Raw genomic sequence first — 19,311 nt, forward strand, 5'->3', positions numbered from 1 at the left:
GTCCCCGGCCGCCTCACAGCGCCGCGGCGACGCGCGTGCCCTGCTCGATGGCGCGCTTGGCGTCGAGCTCGGCGGCCACGTCGGCCCCGCCGACCAGGTGCAGGCCGGGGTGGGTCTCGGCCGCGGTGAGGTCGTCGAAGAGCGAGCGCACCGACTCCTGGCCGGCGCACAGCACCACGTGGTCGACGACGAGCTCGCGCGGCTCGCCCTCGACCGTGACGTGCAGGACGACGGCGTCGTCGCGGCCCTCGATGCGCTCGTACGCCGCACCCGCGACCTGGGTGACGCCCGACTGCTTGAGCACGGCGCGGTGCGCCCAGCCCGAGGTCTTGCCCAGGTCCTTGCCGATCATCGAGGTCTTGCGCTGGAGCAGGGTCACCTCGCGGAACGGCTCGCGCGGCTTGCGCTCGGTCAGCCCGCCGCGGTGCAGGCTGGGGTCGCCGACGCCCCAGTGGGCCATCCACTCCTCGACGCCGGCCTCCTCGTCGGGGCCGGGGGAGGCGGGGTCGTGGACCAGCCAGTGGCTGACGTCGACGCCGATGCCGCCGGCGCCGATGACGGCGACCCGCTTGCCGGGCACCATCCGGCCGGAGAGCACGTCGGCGTAGGAGACCACCCGCGGGTCGTCGCCGCCGGGGATCACCGGCAGCCGCGGCTCGACGCCGGTGGAGACCACGACCTCGTCGAAGCCGGCCAGGTCGGCGGCGGTGGCGCGGGTGGAGAGCCGCACGTCGACGCCGAGCACCTCGAGGCGCCGGGTGTAGTAGCGCAGCGTCTCGGCGAAGTCCTCCTTGCCGGGCACCGCCATCGCCAGGCGGAACTGCCCGCCCAGCGCGGGCTGGGCCTCGAAGAGGGTCACCGCCAGGCCGCGCTCGGCCGCGGAGACCGCGGTGGCCAGGCCCGCCGGGCCGGCGCCGACGACGGCGACCGAGCGGCGTACGCGCGTGGGGGCGAGCACCAGCGTGGTCTCGCGGCAGGCGCGCGGGTTGACCAGGCAGGAGGCGGTCTTGTTGGAGAAGGTGTGGTCGAGGCAGGCCTGGTTGCAGGCGATGCAGGTGTTGATCTCGTCGCCGCGACCGGCGGCGGCCTTGGTGACGAACTGGGGGTCGGCCAGCAGCGGGCGGGCCATCGAGACCAGGTCGGCGCCGCCCTCGGCGAGGATCGACTCGGCCAGCTCGGGGGTGTTGATCCGGTTGGACGCGCACACCGGCACCGACACCTCGGCCTTGAGCCGCGCGGTCACCGAGCGCCACGCCGCCGGCGGCACCTGGGTGATGATCGTGGGGATGCGGGCCTCGTGCCAGCCGATGCCGGTGTTGAGCACGCTGACGCCGGCCTCGGTCAGCCGGTGGGCCAGGGTGACGACCTCGTCCCAGCTCTGGCCGCCCTCGACCAGGTCGAGCAGCGAGATCCGGTACATGATCGGCAGGTCGTCGCCGACCAGGTCGCGGGTGCGGCGCACCACCTCGAGCGGGAAGCGCATCCGCTTCTCGGCGCTGCCGCCCCACTCGTCGTCGCGCTGGTTGGTGCGCTCGGCGAGGAACTGGTTGATCAGGTAGCCCTCGGAACCCATGATCTCGACCGCGTCGTAGCCGCCCTTGACCGCCAGCGCGACGGTCCGCGCGAACGCGGTCGCGGTGCGGTCGACCTGGCGCGCCGACATCGCCGAGGGCTTGAACGGCGTGATCGGGCTCTTGCGGTCGGAGGCGGAGTGGATGAACGGGTGGTAGCCGTAGCGGCCCGCGTGCAGCACCTGCAGCGCGATCGCGCCGCCCTCGTCGTGCACCGCGTCGGTGACCTGGCGGTGCCGCATCGCCTGCAGCCGGGTGGTCAGCTCGGAGGCGAACGGCTTGAGCCAGCCGCGCTTGGTCGGTGCGTAGCCGCCGGTGACGATGAGCCCGACCCCGCCCCGCGCACGCTCCGCGGCGTACGCCGCCAGCTTGGGCACGTCCCACGGCGCGTCCTCGAGCCCGGTGTGCATCGAGCCCATCACCACGCGGTTGCGCAGCGTCAGCGACCCGAGCCGCAGGGGCTCCAGCAGGTGGGGGTAGGGGTTGGCGCTCATGCGTGTGCCTCCAGGTACTCGGTGAGCCAGGTGATCGACGTCTGCTCGGCCAGCACGCCGCCGCGCAGGACGAGGTACTGGTCGAGCTCGAGGCCGCCCAGGGTGGTCGGGTCGGGGTAGTCGCGGGTCATCAGCTGCTCGTAGCGCGCCAGGCGGGCGCGGTGCTCGGCGAGGTCGGCGCGCACGACGTCGAGCACGGCCGCGCGGTCGCCGAAGGAGGCGCCGCGCATCTTGACCGCCAGGTCGGAGCGCAGCGGCGGGGTGGCGCTCGGCTCGCCCAGCCAGGCGGCCAGGACCTCGCGGCCGGCGGCGGCGACCTCGTAGACCTTCTTGGCCGGGCGCCCTGCCTGCTCGACGGTGGTGGCGCGCAGCCAGCCGTCGGACTCCATCCGGCCCAGCACCCGGTAGATCTGCTGGTGGGTGGCGCCCCAGAAGTAGCCGATGGAGCGGCTGAAGCGTCGGCTGAGCTCGAGTCCGGCGGCCGGCTGCTCGCTCAGGGCGACCAGCAGGGCGTGCTCGAGGGCCATGGTCGTATCGTGCCCGACCTATGCAACTAGTTGCAAGACCGGGTTCGTCCTACGATTCCCCCATGCTGCGCCGGTCTGCGGTCGTCCCCGCCCTCGCCTCCCTGCCCCTGCTGCTCGGAGCGGTCGCCTGCGCGCCCGCCGACGAGGAGCCGACCACCGCCGCCGACGCTGGTTCCGACGCTGGCTCCGACGCTGGTTCCGAGGAGCCCGCCGCCGAGGTCGACCCGGCCGCCTGCGTCACCGACGACATGCTGCTCGAGGGCGGCACCCTCACCGTCGGCACCGACTCGCCGGCCTACGAGCCGTGGTTCGCCGACAACGACCCGACCAACGGCGAGGGCTACGAGTCGGCGGTGGCCTACGCCGTCGCCGAGCGCCTGGGCTTCTCCGACGACGAGGTCAGCTGGGTGCGGGTGCCCTTCAACACCTCCTACGCCCCCGGCGCCAAGGACTTCGACTTCGACATCAACCAGATCTCGATCACCCCGAAGCGTGCCGAGGTCGTCGACTTCTCGCAGGGCTACTACCAGGCCGCGCAGGCCGTCGTGGCGCTCGAGGGCACCGCCGGCGCCGAGGCCGCCAGCCTCGAGGACCTCGCCGACCTGCGCCTGGGCGCGCAGACCGGGACCACCTCGCTGACCGCGATCCGCGACATCATCGAGCCCGAGGTCGACCCGGCCGTCTTCGAGGACACCAACTCCGCCAAGCAGGCGCTGGCCAACGACCAGGTCGACGCCGTGCTGGCCGACCTGCCCACCGCCTTCTACATCTCCGCCGTCGAGATCCCCGGCAGCACCATCGTCGGGCAGTTCCAGCCCGAGACCGGGGAGCAGGAGGAGTTCGGGATGCTCTTCGAGAAGGGCAGCGAGCTGGTGCCCTGCGTCGACGCCGCCCTGCAGGCCATGGAGGCCGACGGCGAGCTCGCCGACATCGAGCAGGAGTGGCTCTCCGACGTCGTCGGCGTGCCCGAGCTGCAGTAGTGCCCACCAGTCCCGGGGCGTGGCGCCCCAGCGAGCGCGAGCTCGCCCGGCGCGCCGAGCGCCGTCGCCTGCGCGTACGCCGCTCCGGCACCGCGAGCGCCTCGACCGTCGTCTTCTTCGCCCTGCTGGGCCTCGGGCTGGTGCTCTCGCCGGGCTGGGAGCGCGTGCAGGAGACCTTCTTCTCGTGGTCCGACGCGAAGGAGTCCTTCCCGCTGGTGCTCGAGGCGTTCTGGCTCAACGTGCGGATCTTCTTGGTCGCCGAGCCGGCGATCCTGCTGCTCGCCCTGCTGGTCGCGATCATGCGTGGCACCCGCTCGGCCTGGCTCGCGCCGGCGCGCATCGTGGCGGTCGCCTTCACCGACGTGATGCGCGGCATCCCGACGCTGCTGCTGGTGGTGCTGCTCGGCTTCGGCGTGCCGGCCCTGGAGCTGCAGGGCCTGACCAACGACCGGCTCGTGTGGGCCACGGTCGCGCTGATCCTGTCGTACTCCGCCTACGTCGCCGAGGTCTTCCGCGCCGGCATCGAGTCGATCCACCCCTCCCAGATCGCCAGCGCCCGGGCGCTGGGGCTGGGCCCGGTGCGCACCCTGCGCCACGTGGTGGTGCCCCAGGCGGTGCGCCGCGTGGTGCCGCCGCTGCTCAACGACTTCATCTCGCTGCAGAAGGACACCGCCCTGGTCTCGCTGGTGGGCGCCTACGACGGCGTCTTCGCCGCCCGCGACTACAGCGCCTACAACTTCAACTACACCTCGCTGGTCGTCGTCTCGCTGCTCTTCATCGCCCTGACCGTGCCGCTGGCCCGGTTCACCGACTGGCTGCAGCGTCGCGTCATGGAGCGCGAGCGGGCGGGGGCGCTGTGAGCCCGCTGGTCGAGGTCACCGGCCTGCGCAAGACCTACGGCGACCGGGTGGTCCTCGACGACGTCGACCTGCGCGTCCACCCCGGCGACGTGGTCTGCCTGATCGGCTCGTCGGGCTCGGGCAAGTCGACGCTGCTGCGCTGCCTCAACCTGCTCGAGGAGATCGACGACGGGGTGATCACCTTCGAGGGCCGCGAGATCTCCGACCCGCGCGTCGACCCGATGCAGGTGCGCCGGCGCATCGGGATGGTCTTCCAGGCCTACAACCTCTTCCCGCACCTGACGGTGCTGGAGAACTGCACGCTCGCCCCGCGCCACGCCCACGGCCTGGGCCGCCGCGCCGCGCGCGAGCGGGCCCGCGAGCTGCTGGAGCGCTTCGGGCTGGCCGAGCACGCCGACAAGCACCCCGACCGGCTCTCCGGCGGGCAGCAGCAGCGCGCGGCCGTCGTACGCGCCCTGTGCACGCAGCCGACGCTGCTGCTGCTCGACGAGGTCACCGCGGCGCTCGACCCCGAGCTGGTCGGCGACGTGCTCGGCATCGTGCGCGACCTGGCCGCGGCCGGCACCACCATGGTGCTGGCCACCCACGAGATGGCCTTCGCTCGCGAGGTCGCCACCAAGGTGGCCTTCCTCGACGGCGGGCGGATCCTCGAGCAGGGCCCGCCGGCGCAGATCTTCGCCGAGCCCCGCGAGGAGCGCACCCGGGCCTTCCTGCGCCGCGTGCTGGACCGCCCCTAGCACCGTGACAGCGATGCTGTCAGGATGCTCGCCATGAGCATCGAGCTGGGCAGGGGCACGGGCCCGTTGAAGGGCGTCAAGGTCGTGGAGATCGCGGGGATCGGGCCGGGCCCGCACGCCTGCATGATCCTGGCCGACCTGGGCGCCGACGTGATCCGCGTCGAGCGCCCGGGCGGGCAGATGCTCACCGGCGGCAGCCACGACCTGCTCAACCGGGGGCGGCCCAGCGTGGCGCTCAACCTCAAGGACCCCGAGGCCGTGGCCACCGTGCTCGACCTGGTCGAGGGCGCCGACGTGCTCGTCGAGGGCATGCGCCCCGGCGTGCTCGAGCGCCTCGGTCTCGGCCCCGAGCAGTGCCACGAGCGCAACCCCGCCCTGGTCTACGGCCGGATGACCGGCTGGGGCCAGGACGGACCGCTGGCCACCGCGGCCGGGCACGACATGAACTACATCGCCATCACCGGCGCCCTCCACGGCCTGGGCCAGGACAGGTCGCGCCCGCACTTCCCCGGCAACCTCGTCGGCGACTTCGGCGGCGGGTCGACCTACCTGGTCATCGGCGTCCTCGCCGCCCTGCTCGAGGCGAGGGTCTCCGGCCAGGGCCAGGTCGTCGACGCCGCGATCGTCGACGGCACCGCCCACCTCAACGCCATGGGCGCCGCGTTCCTGGCCTCGGGCACCTTCAGCGAGCAGCGCGCCGCCAACCTGCTCGACGGCGGCGCCCCCTTCTACGACGTCTACGAGACCTCCGACGGCGAGCACATGAGCGTCGGCGCGCTCGAGCCGCAGTTCTTCGCCGAGCTGGTGCGCCTGCTGGGCGTCGAGGACCGCTGCCCCGGCCAGCTCGACCTCGAGCGGTACGACGAGATGCGCGCCCTCTTCGCCGAGACCTTCGCCCGGCGCACCCAGGCCGAGTGGGTCGAGCTGTTCGAGGGCACCGACGCCTGCGTGGCCGGCATCGTGCCGCTCAGCCGCGCCGTCGAGCACCCCCACCTGCAGGCCCGCCAGACGTTCGTGACCAAGGACGGCATCGCGCAGCCGCAGCCCGCGCCGCGCTTCTCGCGCACCGCCGCCACCCTCGACCTCCCGCCCGCCCCGAAGGCCGGGTCGCACACCCGCGAGGCCTTGGCCGCCTGGGGCGTCGCCGACGTCGACGGGCTCCTCGAGCGCGGGGTCGCGGTGCAGGCCGACTAGTCTGCGCGGCGTGCGGCCCTTCCTGTTCCTCGGCACCCGCGCCGAGGACGACGCCGCCGACGGCGAGTACGACGCCCTGCGCCGCTGCGCCGGTCTCGACGAGTCGGGGCTGCGCCGCGTGCGGCTCGAGCGGGCACCGCTCGAGGAGCAGCTGGGAGGCCCTGTCGACCCCGCCGACTGGTCGGGGATCGTCCTGGGCGGCAGCCCCTTCAACCTCTCCGACCCCGGCGAGGCCAAGACCGTCACCCAGCACCGGGTCGAGGCCGAGCTGCGCGCGCTCGCGCTGCGCGTGATCGGGGCCGACTCGCCCTTCCTGGGTGCCTGCTACGGCATCGGCACGCTCGGCTCGCTGCGCGGCGGCCTGGTCGACCGCACCCACGGCGAGCCCGTCGGCGCGGTCGACGTACGCCTGAGCGAGGAGGGTGTCGCCGACCCGCTCTTCGGGGTGCTGCCGGCACGTTTCGACGCCTTCGTGGGCCACAAGGAGGCGGTCAGCCGGCTGCCCGAGGGCGCGGTGCTGCTCGCCGGCTCCGCGACCTGCCCGGTGCAGGCCTTCCGGCTCGGGCGTCGCGTCTACGCCACCCAGTTCCACCCCGAGCTCGACGTCGACGGGCTGGTGCACCGGCTGAGCATCTACCGCGACCACGGCTACACCGCGCCCGGCGGGCTCGACGACGCCCTGGCGGCCGCGCGGGCCGCCACGGTGAGCGAGCCGCCGCGGCTGCTGGCCCGCTTCGTCGAGCTCTTCGCCCGGTGACCGGGCCCACCCGGAATCCTTGCTGAACATCTGTCAATAGAGTCGGATCTGGACTACCGTGCTCGTCCATGAGCACTCCCGAGCCCACCCCTGCCCCCGAGCCGCAGGCCCAGCAGCCCCCCGAGCACGTCGACGTGCTCGTCGTGGGCGCGGGCCTCTCCGGCATCGGCGCGGCCGCGCAGGTCCTCTCGCGCGTCCCCGGCACCAGCGTCGCGGTCCTCGAGGGCCGCAGCGCGAGCGGTGGCACGTGGGACCTGTTCCGCTACCCCGGCATCCGCTCCGACTCCGACATGTTCACCTTCGGCTACCGCTGGCGCCCCTGGCCCAGCGACACCGCGCTGGCCGACGGCGAGCTGATCCTCGACTACGTGCGCACCGTCGCCCGCGAGTACGACGTCGAGCGGCGCATCCGCTACGACCACCGGGTCAGCGCCGCGTCGTGGAGCAGCGACGAGCGCCGCTGGACGGTGACCTACGAGCACGACGGCCGCGAGCGGCAGATCACCTGCTCGATGCTGTGGGGCGCCTCGGGCTACTACGACTACGACCAGGGCCACGCCCCGGAGTTCCCCGGTGTCGAGTCCTTCGGTGGCCAGGTCGTGCACCCGCAGTTCTGGCCCGAGGACATGGACTACGCGGGCAAGAGGGTCGTGGTGATCGGCTCCGGCGCCACCGCGATCACGCTGGTGCCCGCGATGGCCGGCACCGCCGAGCACGTCACGATGCTGCAGCGCTCGCCGTCGTACGTGCTGACCCGTCCGGGCTCCGACCCGCTGGCCCAGCGCCTCTCGCGGCTGCCCGCCAAGGTCAAGCAGCCGGTCGTGCGGTGGAAGAACATCCTCGAGGCCGTGGTGTCCTACCAGCTCTTCCAGCGCAAGCCCGAGTGGGGCAAGAAGCTGATCCGCGACCAGACGGTCAAGCAGCTGCCCGACGACTTCGACGTCGACACGCACTTTCGCCCGGCGTACAACCCGTGGGACCAGCGGCTGTGCTTCGTGCCCGACGGCGACCTCTTCAAGGCGATCCGCAAGGGCGAGGCCTCCGTGGTCACCGACACCATCGAGACCTTCACCGAGAAGGGCATCCGGCTCAGCTCGGGCGAGGAGCTCGAGGCCGACATCGTGGTCACCGCGACCGGGTTGAAGCTCAAGGCCTTCGGCGGCATCCGCTTCAGCGTCGACGGCGCCGAGGTCAAGATGCACGAGACGATGGCCTACAAGTCGCTGATGCTCTCGGGCATCCCGAACTTCGTCTACACGATCGGCTACACCAACGCCTCCTGGACCCTCAAGGCCGACCTCGTTGCCGACTTCGCCGTGCGGGTGCTCGAGGAGATGCGCGAGCGCGGCGCCTCGATGTTCGTCGTCGACAAGGACCCCACGGTGGGGGAGCGGCCCTTCATGGACTTCCAGTCGGGGTACGTCGTGCGCGCGCTCGACCAGCTGCCCCGCCAGGGCGACCGGGCTCCGTGGATGCTGAAGCAGAACTACCTCACCGACCTGCGCACCATCCGCCACGACAAGATCGACGACGGGGTGCTGACCTTCCGCTGACCCCTCGAGCCAGCGGGCATCCGCGGGGGTGAGCAGGGGGCGGTGGGTGCCTGGTTCATTGGGTGCACGTCATCCGCTACCAGGAGGTAACACCATGGGCATCGCTGACAAGGCGTCGAACAAGGCCGAGGACCTCAAGGGTCAGGGCAAGGAGGGCGTCGGCAAGGCCACCAACGACCCCGAGCTCGAGGGCGAGGGCAAGGGCGACCAGGCCTCCGCCTCGCTCAAGGGTGCCGGCGAGAAGATCAAGGACGCCGGCAAGGACATCAAGGACGGCTTCACCAAGTAGCAGGTGGCGACCCGCGCCCGACCGCCTCGGCGGTAGTGGTGCGGAACACCCTGCGACGAGTAGGTCGTCCCGGGCTGCTCCCCCTATGCTGGGGAGCAGCCCGTCCAGTCTTGCCTCGGGCCCCCCGCGCGCCTCGGCGCCGCGTCCCTCTCCTGCGAGAGGCTGCTGCGTGTCACATCGAGCGCAGCACGTTCTGGCGAGACACGCCAACAGTGAGTAGTCCTAACGTGTCTTCACCCTCCTTCGCCGATCTCGGCGTCCCCACCGACCTGACCCGCGTCCTCGACGCCGCGGGGATCACCACCCCGACCCCGATCCAGGCCGCGACGCTGCCCGACTCCCTGGCCGGACGCGACGTCCTGGGCCGGGGTCGCACCGGCTCCGGCAAGACCTACGCCTTCCTGCTGCCCCTCGTGGCCCGCCTGGCCGCGTCCGGCCGCACGGCCCGCGCCGGCAAGCCGCGCTCGCTCGTGCTGGCCCCGACGCGCGAGCTGGTCGCCCAGATCCACGAGTCGCTGGTCCCGCTGGCCAAGGTGCACGGCTTCACCATGCAGACCGTCTTCGGTGGCGTGGGCCAGGGCCCGCAGGTCGCCGGCCTCAAGCGCGGCGCCGACATCGTCCTCGCCTGCCCCGGTCGTCTCGAGGACCTCATCAAGCAGGGCCACTGCCGCCTCGACGACATCGAGGTCACGATCCTCGACGAGGCCGACCACATGGCCGACCTCGGCTTCCTGCCCGCGGTGCGCCGCCTGCTCAACGCGACCCCGCGCGACGGCCAGCGCCTGCTGTTCTCGGCCACCCTCGACAACGCCATCGACGTGCTGGTCAAGCGCTACCTGAGCCAGCCGGTGACCCACCAGGCCGACTCCGCGCAGTCGCCGGTCGTCCAGATGGACCACCACGTGCTGCGGATGCCGCGCGAGCACCGGGTGCCGGTGCTGGTCGACCTGACCAGCGCCCCCGGCCGCACGGTCGTCTTCACCCGCACCAAGCACGGCGCCAAGGCGCTGGCGCGCCAGCTCAACAAGAGCGGCGTGCCCTCCGTGGAGCTGCACGGCAACCTGAGCCAGAACGCGCGTACCCGCAACATGGACGCCTTCCACTCGGGCAGGGCCACCACCCTGGTCGCCACCGACATCGCCGCGCGCGGCATCCACGTCGACGACGTCTCGCTCGTCGTGCACGCCGACCCGCCGGCCGAGCACAAGGCCTACCTGCACCGCTCGGGCCGCACCGCCCGTGCCGGTGCCGCCGGCACCGTCATCACCCTGATGACCCCCGAGCAGGAGCGCGACGTGCGCGACCTGACCCGGGCCGCCGGCATCAAGCCGACCATCACCCGCGTCGACGCGCTCGGCCACCCGGTCCTCTCCCAGCTCGCCCCCGGCGAGCGGGTGCTGGTGCCCGGCGGCATCGTCGTCGAGGCCCCGCGTCCCGCGACCGGCTCCACCGGTGGTGGCGGCGCGGCCGGCGGCGGTGGCGGCCGCAACCGCAACCGCCGTCGCTCGGGCTCGGGCTCCGGCTCGGGCGGCCAGGGAGGCCCGCGCGGCCAGGCCGGCCAGGGCGGCGCCCGCCAGGGCGGCAAGCCCGGCTCGAAGCCGGCTGCCAAGCAGGGCGCCAAGCCCGCCGCCCGTCGTGGCGGCGGTCGTCCCGCCGGCGGTGGCTCCCACAACGCAGCGAGCTTCAGCGCAGGAGTGCGCTGATCCACCCGACGAGAGGATGAGCCCGGTGCGCGAGTTCGTACGCCGCAGCCTGTGGGAGATGGTCCCGCGCGACCAGCGCCAGACCCCCACGGCGCTGCGCCGCCGCCAGCTCGTGACCATCGGGTTCGTCCTCGTCGGGGCGGTCGTCCTCGGCTTCACGCTGCGCACCGACCCGGGCAGCCAGCAGTTCTACCTGCTGACCCTGGTGCTCGCCGCGGTGTGGACCGTGGGCGCCTTCGCCTCCGGCCCGCTGCACCTGGGCCGGATCGCGCGCGGTGACGGGCTGCGACGCCCGGTGCTCTCGCCGATCCTGCTCGGGGCGCTGCTGGTCGCGGTCTTCGTCGCCGGTGCCCTGGTGATCCGGGAGATCCCGTTCGCCGATCCACTGGTCAGCCAGATCCGCTCGGTGCTGCGCTACACCGAGGAGACGCCGATCGCGCTGCTGGTCGTGGTGACCGCGCTCAACGGCATCGCCGAGGAGCTCTTCTTCCGCGGGGCGGGCTACGCCGCGGTGACCCGGCACCCGGTCACGGTGACCTCGGTGGCCTACACGGTGGCCACGCTGGCCACCGGCAACGTGATGCTCGGCTTCGCAGCCGTGCTGCTCGGCGTCGTGGTGGGCCTGCAGCGCCGGGCCTCCGGGGGCATCCTCGCCCCCGTGCTGACCCACCTGACCTGGTCGCTGTCGATGCTGTTCCTGCTGCCGCTGATCTTCCTGTCCTGACGCGGCCCAACGACTTCGTGAATCGCTTCACAAAGTCTGGGCGCCGGTCGCTCGCCGTCGTACCGTCGACGGCGTGGACCTCCTCACCGGACTGACCACCCTCGCGGCCGACGTCCCCGACCCGGCCGGCCTGCTGCCCGCGCGCCAGCAGATGGCGCTCTCGCTGGGCTGGCACATCGTGCTGGCCTGCTTCGGCGTCGCCTTTCCCACCATGATCCTGGTGATGCACTGGCGCGGGGTCCACCGCGACGACCCGCTGGCGCTCGTGCTGGCCCGGCGCTGGGCGAAGGTCTCGGCCGTCCTCTTCGCGATCGGTGCGGTCTCGGGCACCGTGCTGAGCTTCGAGATGGGCCTGCTGTGGCCCGGGCTGATGGGCCGCTTCGGGGACGTGCTCGGGCTCCCGTTCGCCTTCGAGGGGGTCGCCTTCTTCCTCGAGGCGATCTTCCTGGGCATCTACCTCTACGGCTGGGGACGGATCCCGCCTCGCCGGCACCTGCTGATGCTGGTGCCGATGGCCCTGACCGGCATCGCCGGCACCTTCAGCGTGCTGGCGGTCAACGGGTGGATGAACAACCCGACCGGCTTCCGCATCGTCGACGGCGAGGTCACCGACGTCGACCCGTGGGCCGCGATGTTCAACAGCGGCGTGCTGTGGCAGTTCCTGCACATGTGGGTCGCCGCCTTCATGGTCGCCGGCTTCTCGATCGCCGCGGTGTACGCCGCCGGGATGCTGCGCGGTCGGCGCGACCGGCACCACCGGCTCGGCTTCACGGTGCCCTTCGCCTTCGCGTCGGTGGCGGCGCTGCTGCAGCCGGCCATCGGGCACCTGCTCGGCTCGCGGCTCGCCGACACGCAGCCCGCCAAGCTGGCCGCCTTCGAGCTCGCCACCGAGACCGAGAGCCCCTCGCCGCTGCGGCTGGGCGGACTGCTGGTCGACGGCGAGGTGCGCTGGTCGATCGACATCCCCTACCTCGGGTCCGTGATCGCGAGGAACTCGCTGACGGCCCCGGTCCAGGGCCTCGACACCATCCCGCTCGACGAGCAGCCGCCGGTCAACATCACGCACCTGGCCTTCCAGTCGATGGTGGGCATCGGCACCGCGCTGGCGCTGCTCGCCCTGGTCTACTGGGTCGCGCGCTGGCGCGGGCACGACCTGCTGCGCCCCGAGGCGCGTGGCGGCACCTGGCTCCTGCGGGCCGCGGTGGCCGCCGGGCCGTTGGCCGTGGTGGCGCTCGAGGCCGGGTGGATCGCCACCGAGGTGGGTCGTCAGCCGTGGGTGGTCTACGGGGTGATGCGCACGACCGAGGCCGCGGGCAACGCCTCCACCGCGCTGTGGTGGGTGCTGGGCGCCTCCGCGCTGCTGTACGCAGCGATGACGGTGGGCGCCGTGCTGGTGCTGCGCTCGATGGCCCGCCGCTGGCGCGAGGGCGACGAGAGCCTGCCGAGCCCCTACGGCCCCGAGCTCGAGCGCGTCGAGGAGCAGCGCCGATGAGCCTCGAGATCGCGGTCGCCGCGGCCCTGTTCACCGGGGTGGTGGCCTACTCCGTGCTGGGCGGGGCCGACTTCGGCTCCGGCTTCTACGACCTCACCGCGGGCGGGACCCGGCGCGGGGCCGAGCTGCGCCGCCAGGTCGACCACAGCATCGGCCCGGTCTGGGAGGCCAACCACGTCTGGCTGATCTTCGTGCTCGTCGTGTGGTGGACCGGCTTCCCCTCGACCTTCGCCGCGGTGGCCACCACCCTGGCGGTGCCGCTGGTCCTGGCCCTGGTCGGCATCGTGCTGCGCGGCTCGGCGTTCGCCTTCCGCAAGTACGCCGCCACGGTGGCCCAGGCGCGCTTCTTCGGCGTGGTCTTCGCCGCCTCGTCCGTGGTCACCCCCTTCTTCCTCGGCACCGTCGCCGGGGCGATCGCGTCCGGTCGGGTGCCCGCGGCCGGCGAGGGCGACCCGTGGTCGTCCTGGACGGGCGCCACGTCGCTGGTCGGCGGGGTCGTGGCCGTCGGCACCTGCGCCTTCCTCGCCGGGGTCTTCCTGGTCACCGACGCCGCGCGGGCCGGCAAGACCGGGCTCACCGCCGCTCTGCGCCGGCGAGTGCTGGTCGTAGGACTGGTCACCGGAGCCGTGGTGCTGGCGGCCCTGGTGCCGCTCCACGACGACGCGCCCACGCTGTGGACCGGGCTCACGGGGCGGGCGCTGCCGCTGGTGCTGGTCTCGTTCGTCGCCGGCACCACCACCGTGGCCCTCGTCGCCGTACGCCGCTTCGGTCCCGCCCGGTGGAGCGCCGTGCTGGCCGTGGCGTCGGTGGTCAGCGGCTGGGGCGTCGCGCAGTACCCCTGGCTGCTGGTCGACGAGGTCACCCTGGCGCAGGCCGCCGGCGCGCCGGCGACCCTGCAGGGGCTGCTGGTCGCGGTCGGTCTCGCGGTGGTGCTGGTGCTCCCCGCCCTGGGCTACCTGCTGTGGCTGACCCAGACGCAGGCCTGGAGCGGAGCGCCGGAGGCGCCGGCCGTCAGCGCGGGCCCTCCTCCAGGGCCCGGCGCACGGCCTCGGCGTAGGTGAGCGGCTCGCCGGGCACCAGGTCGCGGATGGTGTAGTCGGTCTGGACGACCTCGGTGCCCATCGAGTCGATCAGGTTGCCGGCGGTGGTGGCGTTGACGCCGGTGATCAGCTTGATCCACCACGACGACAGCAGCGGGGTGCCCACCGGCACCTTGAGCACCGGCACCTTCCGCCCGAGCATCACCTCGCCGGCCTCCTGCATCATCCCGATGTAGCTCAGCTGGTCGGCGCCGCCGATCTCGAGCACCTGGCCGTAGGCCTTCTCCAGCCCGGTGACCCCCACGATGTAGCGGATCACGTCGTCGAGGGCGATCGGCTGGGTCAGGGTGGCGGCCCACTTGGGCACCACCATGGCCGGCAGGTTCTTGACCAGCTTGCGGGTCATCTCCCACGAGATGCCGCCCGCGCCGACGACGATCGCGGCACGCAGCACCGTGACCGGCACGTCGGAGCCGGCCAGCAGCGTCTCGACCTCGCGTCGCGAGCGCAGGTGGGGCGAGAGCTGGGAGCCCTCCTTGCCCAGACCGCCGAGGTAGACGATCTGCTGCACCCCGTTGGCCGCGGCGGCCAGGGCGAAGGTCTTCGCGGCCTCGGCGTCCTTGCGCTCGAAGTCGTTGTCGTCGAGGGAGTGCACGAGGTAGATCGCGACGTCGACGCCCTCGAGCGGGGCGGCGAGGCTGCCGGGGTCGTTGACGTCGCCGAAGACCGGGTCGCCCTGGCCGTCGTAGGTGTCGGGGTTGCGCGTCATGGCCTTGACCTGGTGGCCGGCCTCGACGAGGGCGGGGACGAGTCGGCGACCGACGAATCCGGTGGCGCCGGTGACCAGGACGGTGAGGCTCATGAGTCCCACACTAGGGACTCGACCCCTGTGCCGGGGTCACCCAGCGGTGGAGCCCCGGCCGGCGCGGTCGGCGCGGGCGCGGATCTGCTCGCGCCGGGTCTGGTCCATCGCGGCCTCGTAGGCCGCCACCAGGCTCGAGATCGACAGCGGCTTGATGCGCTCCACGACCTCGCGCACGGTCTCGGCCGAGGCGCCCGCCTCCTTGTAGGCGGGCCACACCACGGTGCGGAACAGCTCGTTGAGCTCCTCGGCGACCTGGCGGCCGTGCCGGGCGTACACCTCGGCGGCGGCCGTCGCGGCGGCGGTGGGGAAGCCGAGGTCGAGCAGGCCCAGGCCCACGGTCAGCTGGGTGGGGGTGACGTCGAGCAGGTCGCTGCCGCTGCGCGGGCGCACGATGCCCAGCGCGACCAGCAGCGCCACGTCGTCGTCCTCGAGGGTGCGCCCAGCCCGGGTCGCCAGCTCCGCGTGGGTCATCGTCTCGGTGGCCTCGGCCTGCCAGGGCGCGAGCATGGTGCGGTGCAGCGCGATCTGCTCGGGGGTGGCCTCGTCGGGCACCGCCGCGAGGTAGCGCTCGATGGCGGAGAGCGTGAAGCCGTGGCCCTGCAGCTCGCGCACGAGCTCGAGCCGGGCCACGTGGTCGTCGCTGTAGTAGCCCGAGCGGCCGTGCCGGATCGGCGGCGGCACCAGGCCCTTGGTCGTGTAGAAGCGCACGTTGCGCACGCTCATCCCGACCCGGGAGGTGAGCTCCTCGAGGGTGAGCAGGTCCGCGGCCCCGGACTCCGACGTGGTGCCCATCACACTCCTTCTTGACCAACCCGGTCGCCCTGGTCCTTGACGACACTGACAGTAATAGTGTCACAATCGAGTCAGCACGCGCGCGCCCACGCCTCCCGGCGGTCGCGGCGCTCCACGAGAACCGAGGACGGTCATGGCAGAAGCATTCGTGTACGACCACATCCGCACGCCGCGAGGCAAGGGCAAGGCGGCGGGCTCGCTGCACGAGGTCAAGGCCATCGACCTCGCCGTCGGGCTCCTCGACGAGCTGCGCACCCGCAACCCCAGCCTCGACCCGCACCGCGTCGACGACGTCGTGCTGGGCGTCGTCACCCCCGTCGGCGAGCAGGGCGGCGACATCGCCAAGACCGCCGCGCTGGCCGCGGGATACCCCGAGACCGTCGCCGGTGTGCAACTCAACCGGTTCTGCGCGTCGGGCCTCGAGGCCGTCAACCAGGCCGCCGCCCGCATCCGCGGCGGCATGGAGGACCTGATCGTCGCCGGCGGCGTCGAGTCGATGTCGAACGTGCCGATGGGCTCCGACGGCGGCGCCTGGGCCATGGACCCGGCCACCGCGCTGAGCACCGGCTTCGTGCCGCAGGGCATCGGCGCCGACCTGATCGCGACCATCGAGGGCTGGAATCGCGACGACGTCGACGCCTACGCCGCCGAGTCGCACCACCGTGCCGCGAAGGCCTGGGCCAACGGCTACTTCGCCGACGCCGTGGTCCCGGTGCGCGACCTCAACGGCCTGACGATCCTCGACCACGACGAGACGATCCGTCCCGACACCAGCCCCGAGGGCCTGGCCGGGCTCAAGCCGTCCTTCGCCCAGCCCGGCCGCGACGCCGGCTTCGACGACGTGGCGCTGGAGAAGTACCACTGGATCGAGAAGATCGACCACGTCCACCACGCCGGCAACTCCTCCGGCATCGTCGACGGCGCCGCCCTGATGGCGATCGGCAGCGAGCAGGTCGGCGCCGACCTGGGCCTGACCCCGCGAGCCCGCATCGTCTCGATGGCCGTCTCGGGCGCCGACCCGACGATCATGCTCACGGGCCCCGCCCCCGCCGCCCGCAAGGCGCTGGCCAAGGCCGGGCTCGAGGTCGGCGACATCGACCTGTTCGAGATCAACGAGGCCTTCGCCGCGGTGGCGATGCGCTTCATGCGCGACATGGGCATCAGCCACGAGATCACCAACGTCAACGGCGGCGCCATCGCCATGGGCCACCCGCTGGGCGCCACCGGCGCGATGATCCTCGGCACGCTCATCGACGAGCTCGCCCGCCGCGACCAGAAGCGCGGCCTCGCCACGCTCTGCGTCGGCGGCGGCATGGGCATCGCCACCATCGTCGAGCTGGTCTGACGGCGACCCGCAGCGCCGTACCGACCAGACTTCCCTGAGACCGAACAGGACACGAACACAGACATGAGCAGCACCGAGACCCAGACGGCAGTCCGCTACGACAAGGACGCCGACGGCATCGTCACCCTGACCCTCGACGACCCGAACCAGTCCGCCAACACCATGAACGACCTCTACCGGTCGTCCATGGACGCCGCGATCGACCGCCTGTACGACGAGCTGGCCGCCGACGAGTCGTCGGTCACCGGCGTGGTCGTGGCCAGCGCCAAGAAGACCTTCTTCGCCGGTGGCGACCTCAAGGGCATGGTCAAGACCGGCCCCGAGGACGCCGCGGCCGTCTTCGAGATGGCCGAGGGCATGAAGGCCGCCCTGCGCCGCCTCGAGAAGCTGCCCCGCCCGGTCGTGGCCGCCATCAACGGCGCCGCGCTCGGCGGCGGGCTCGAGATCACCCTGGCCTGCAACCACCGCATCGTCGTCGACGACCCCAAGGTCGCGCTCGGCCTGCCCGAGGTCACCCTCGGGCTGCTGCCCGGCGGTGGCGGCGTGACCCGCACCGTGCGGATGCTGGGCCTGCAGGACGCCCTGATGGGCGTGCTGCTCGAGGGCAAGCAGTTCAAGCCCGCCCAGGCCAAGGAGGCCGGCCTGGTCGACGAGCTCGTCGCCACCCGCGAGGAGCTGGTGCCCGCGGCCAAGGCGTGGATCCAGGCCAACCCCGACGCGCACGCCAACCCCTGGGACGCGCCGGGCTACAAGATGCCCGGCGGCACCCCGCGCTCGCCCGGCCTCGCGGCGTTCCTGCCGGCCTTCCCGGCGCTGCTGCGCAAGCAGACCAAGGGCGCCGTCTACCCCGCCACCCGCGCGATCCTCTCCGCCGCGGTCGAGGGCGCCAGCCGCGACTTCGACACCGCCTCGCGCATCGAGTCGCGCTACCTGACCAACCTGATCGTCAACCAGGGCTCGAAGAACATGATCCAGGCGTTCTTCTTCGACCTGCAGGCCATCGGCGCCGGCAAGCTGCGCCCGCAGGGCGTCGAGCGGTTCCAGGCCACCAAGGTGGGTGTCCTGGGCGCCGGGATGATGGGCGCGGGCATCGCCTACTCCTGCGCCCGCGCCGGCATGCAGGTCGTGCTCAAGGACGTCTCGGCCGAGAACGCCGCCAAGGGCAAGGCCTACTCCGAGAAGCTCAACGCCAAGGCCGTCGAGCGCGGCAAGCTGACCCAGGAGAAGTCCGACGAGCTGCTCGGGCGCATCCACGCCACCGCCGACCCGGCCGACCTGGCCGGCTGCGACCTGGTGATCGAGGCGGTCTTCGAGGACCCCGCGCTCAAGGCCAAGGTGTTCGCCGAGGTGGCCCCGCACGTCAACCCCGACGCGCTGCTGTGCTCCAACACCTCGACGCTGCCGATCTCCGAGCTCGCCGAGGGCGTCGACCGCCCCGCCGACTTCATCGGCCTGCACTTCTTCAGCCCCGTCGACAAGATGCCGCTCGTCGAGATCATCAAGGGCGAGCAGACCTCCGACGAGGCGCTGGCCAAGGCCTACGACGTGGTCCAGCAGATCCGCAAGACCCCGATCGTGGTCAACGACTCGCGCGGCTTCTACACCTCGCGCGTCATCGGCTTCATGGTCAACGAGGGCATGGCGATGCTCGCCGAGGGCGTCGCGCCCTGGACCATCGAGCGCGCCACCAGCCAGGCCGGCTACCCGGCTCCGGTGCTGCAGCTCTCCGACGAGCTCAACCTCGAGCTGATGGGCAAGATCGCCAAGGCCACCCGCGAGGCAGGTGAGCGCGACGGCAAGCCGGTCGCCGAGCACCCCGGCACCGCCGTGGTCGACCGGATGCTCGAGGCCGGCCGTGCCGGTCGCCTGCGCGGCGCCGGGTTCTACGACTACGACGAGCAGGGCAAGCGCGTCACGCTGTGGGAGGGCCTCTCCGAGATGTTCCCCCTCGCCGAGGAGCAGCCCCCGATCGCCGACTGCCGTGACCGGATGCTCTTCGCCGAGGCGCTCGAGACCGCCAAGTGCTTCGAGGAGGGCGTCATCACCTCCGCCGCGGCCGCCAACATCGGCTCGATCATGGGCATCGGCTTCCCGCCGATGACCGGTGGCGCGGCACAGTTCATGCAGGGCTACACCCACGCCGACGGCGAGGTGGGCCTGAGTGCCTTCGTGCGTCGCGCCGACGAGCTCGCGGCGGCGTACGGCGACCGGTTCCGCCCCACGGACCGCCTGCGCGAGATGGCCGAGAAGGGCGAGTCCTTCCCCGCCTGATCCCGCCTGGTCCCGCACCACCACGCACCGGCCCGGCCCGGACGCCCCTCCTCGAGGGGCTCCGGGACCGGGCCGGTGTGACATTTGCGCCGGCTCGGCGCGAGATATGGGCCGGGT

The 19,311-nt window shown here is 72.6% G+C and carries 17 protein-coding genes; 13 read left to right on the forward strand and 4 right to left on the reverse strand.

The window, feature by feature from the left end:
* Positions 1-13: 13 nt before the first annotated feature.
* Both JOE61_RS10885 and JOE61_RS10890 read right to left on the reverse strand, forming a co-directional pair.
* Positions 14-2,065: an NADPH-dependent 2,4-dienoyl-CoA reductase gene (locus JOE61_RS10885; protein WP_193669472.1), complete on the reverse strand. Its 2,052-nt coding sequence runs from the start codon at positions 2,063-2,065 to the stop codon at positions 14-16.
* Positions 2,062-2,592 carry a PadR family transcriptional regulator gene (locus JOE61_RS10890; protein ID WP_193669473.1) on the reverse strand — a complete coding sequence of 177 codons (531 nt, stop codon included), beginning with the start codon at positions 2,590-2,592 and terminating at the stop codon, positions 2,062-2,064. The genes JOE61_RS10885 and JOE61_RS10890 overlap by 4 nt, the downstream gene beginning before the upstream one ends.
* A 62-nt stretch (positions 2,593-2,654) precedes the next feature.
* Between JOE61_RS10890 and JOE61_RS10895 the strand changes: the two genes are divergently transcribed.
* The 11 genes from JOE61_RS10895 (at position 2,655) to JOE61_RS10945 (ending at position 13,942) form a co-directional block, all read left to right on the forward strand.
* A complete protein-coding gene (locus tag JOE61_RS10895; protein WP_193669474.1) occupies positions 2,655-3,572 on the forward strand; it encodes an ABC transporter substrate-binding protein in 918 nt (305 codons plus the stop codon).
* Positions 3,572-4,432, forward strand: coding sequence for an amino acid ABC transporter permease (locus JOE61_RS10900; protein WP_193669475.1), 861 nt, complete (start codon positions 3,572-3,574; stop codon positions 4,430-4,432). The genes JOE61_RS10895 and JOE61_RS10900 overlap by 1 nt, the downstream gene beginning before the upstream one ends.
* The gene (locus tag JOE61_RS10905) at positions 4,429-5,169 is read left to right on the forward strand and encodes an amino acid ABC transporter ATP-binding protein (protein WP_307822940.1); all 741 of its coding nucleotides are present in this window, start codon (positions 4,429-4,431) and stop codon (positions 5,167-5,169) included. Before JOE61_RS10900 ends, JOE61_RS10905 begins: the two co-directional genes overlap by 4 nt.
* A gap of 33 nt (positions 5,170-5,202) precedes the next feature.
* Entirely contained in the window at positions 5,203-6,363 is a 1,161-nt protein-coding gene (locus tag JOE61_RS10910) for a CaiB/BaiF CoA transferase family protein (RefSeq protein WP_275581631.1), read from the forward strand.
* 10 nt (positions 6,364-6,373) lie between these two features.
* Positions 6,374-7,120, forward strand: a complete 747-nt coding sequence (locus tag JOE61_RS10915; protein ID WP_193669476.1) for a glutamine amidotransferase — start codon at positions 6,374-6,376, stop codon at positions 7,118-7,120.
* A gap of 68 nt (positions 7,121-7,188) precedes the next feature.
* Positions 7,189-8,673, forward strand: coding sequence for a flavin-containing monooxygenase (locus tag JOE61_RS10920; RefSeq protein ID WP_193669477.1), 1,485 nt, complete (start codon positions 7,189-7,191; stop codon positions 8,671-8,673).
* Positions 8,674-8,767: 94 nt separating this feature from the next.
* On the forward strand, positions 8,768-8,962 hold the full coding sequence (locus tag JOE61_RS10925) for a CsbD family protein (RefSeq protein ID WP_193669478.1): 195 nt from the start codon (positions 8,768-8,770) through the stop codon (positions 8,960-8,962).
* A gap of 227 nt (positions 8,963-9,189) precedes the next feature.
* A complete protein-coding gene (locus tag JOE61_RS10930) occupies positions 9,190-10,665 on the forward strand; it encodes a DEAD/DEAH box helicase (RefSeq protein ID WP_193669479.1) in 1,476 nt (491 codons plus the stop codon).
* A 16-nt stretch (positions 10,666-10,681) separates the two neighbouring features.
* Entirely contained in the window at positions 10,682-11,389 is a 708-nt protein-coding gene (locus JOE61_RS10935) for a CPBP family intramembrane glutamic endopeptidase (RefSeq protein WP_193669480.1), read from the forward strand.
* A 73-nt stretch (positions 11,390-11,462) separates the two neighbouring features.
* Positions 11,463-12,881: a cytochrome ubiquinol oxidase subunit I gene (locus tag JOE61_RS10940; protein WP_307822941.1), complete on the forward strand. Its 1,419-nt coding sequence runs from the start codon at positions 11,463-11,465 to the stop codon at positions 12,879-12,881.
* Positions 12,878-13,942: a cytochrome d ubiquinol oxidase subunit II gene (locus tag JOE61_RS10945; protein WP_193669481.1), complete on the forward strand. Its 1,065-nt coding sequence runs from the start codon at positions 12,878-12,880 to the stop codon at positions 13,940-13,942. Before JOE61_RS10940 ends, JOE61_RS10945 begins: the two co-directional genes overlap by 4 nt.
* Here the strand turns inward: JOE61_RS10945 and JOE61_RS10950 are convergent.
* Both JOE61_RS10950 and JOE61_RS10955 read right to left on the reverse strand, forming a co-directional pair.
* Positions 13,893-14,783 carry an NAD(P)H-binding protein gene (locus JOE61_RS10950; RefSeq protein WP_193669482.1) on the reverse strand — a complete coding sequence of 297 codons (891 nt, stop codon included), beginning with the start codon at positions 14,781-14,783 and terminating at the stop codon, positions 13,893-13,895. The genes JOE61_RS10945 and JOE61_RS10950 overlap by 50 nt on opposite strands.
* A 36-nt stretch (positions 14,784-14,819) precedes the next feature.
* Entirely contained in the window at positions 14,820-15,578 is a 759-nt protein-coding gene (locus JOE61_RS10955; protein WP_193669483.1) for a MerR family transcriptional regulator, read from the reverse strand.
* Between the two features lie 133 nt (positions 15,579-15,711).
* On the opposite strand from JOE61_RS10955, the gene JOE61_RS10960 reads away from it, so the two are divergent.
* On the forward strand, positions 15,712-16,923 hold the full coding sequence (locus JOE61_RS10960; protein ID WP_193669484.1) for an acetyl-CoA C-acetyltransferase: 1,212 nt from the start codon (positions 15,712-15,714) through the stop codon (positions 16,921-16,923).
* 63 nt (positions 16,924-16,986) lie between these two features.
* The gene (locus tag JOE61_RS10965) at positions 16,987-19,194 is read left to right on the forward strand and encodes a 3-hydroxyacyl-CoA dehydrogenase NAD-binding domain-containing protein (RefSeq protein WP_193669485.1); all 2,208 of its coding nucleotides are present in this window, start codon (positions 16,987-16,989) and stop codon (positions 19,192-19,194) included.
* Positions 19,195-19,311: the final 117 nt, after the last annotated feature.

Origin of the sequence: Nocardioides salarius (assembly GCF_016907435.1) — a bacterium.
GTDB classification, from domain to species: Bacteria; Actinomycetota; Actinomycetes; order Propionibacteriales; family Nocardioidaceae; genus Nocardioides; species Nocardioides salarius.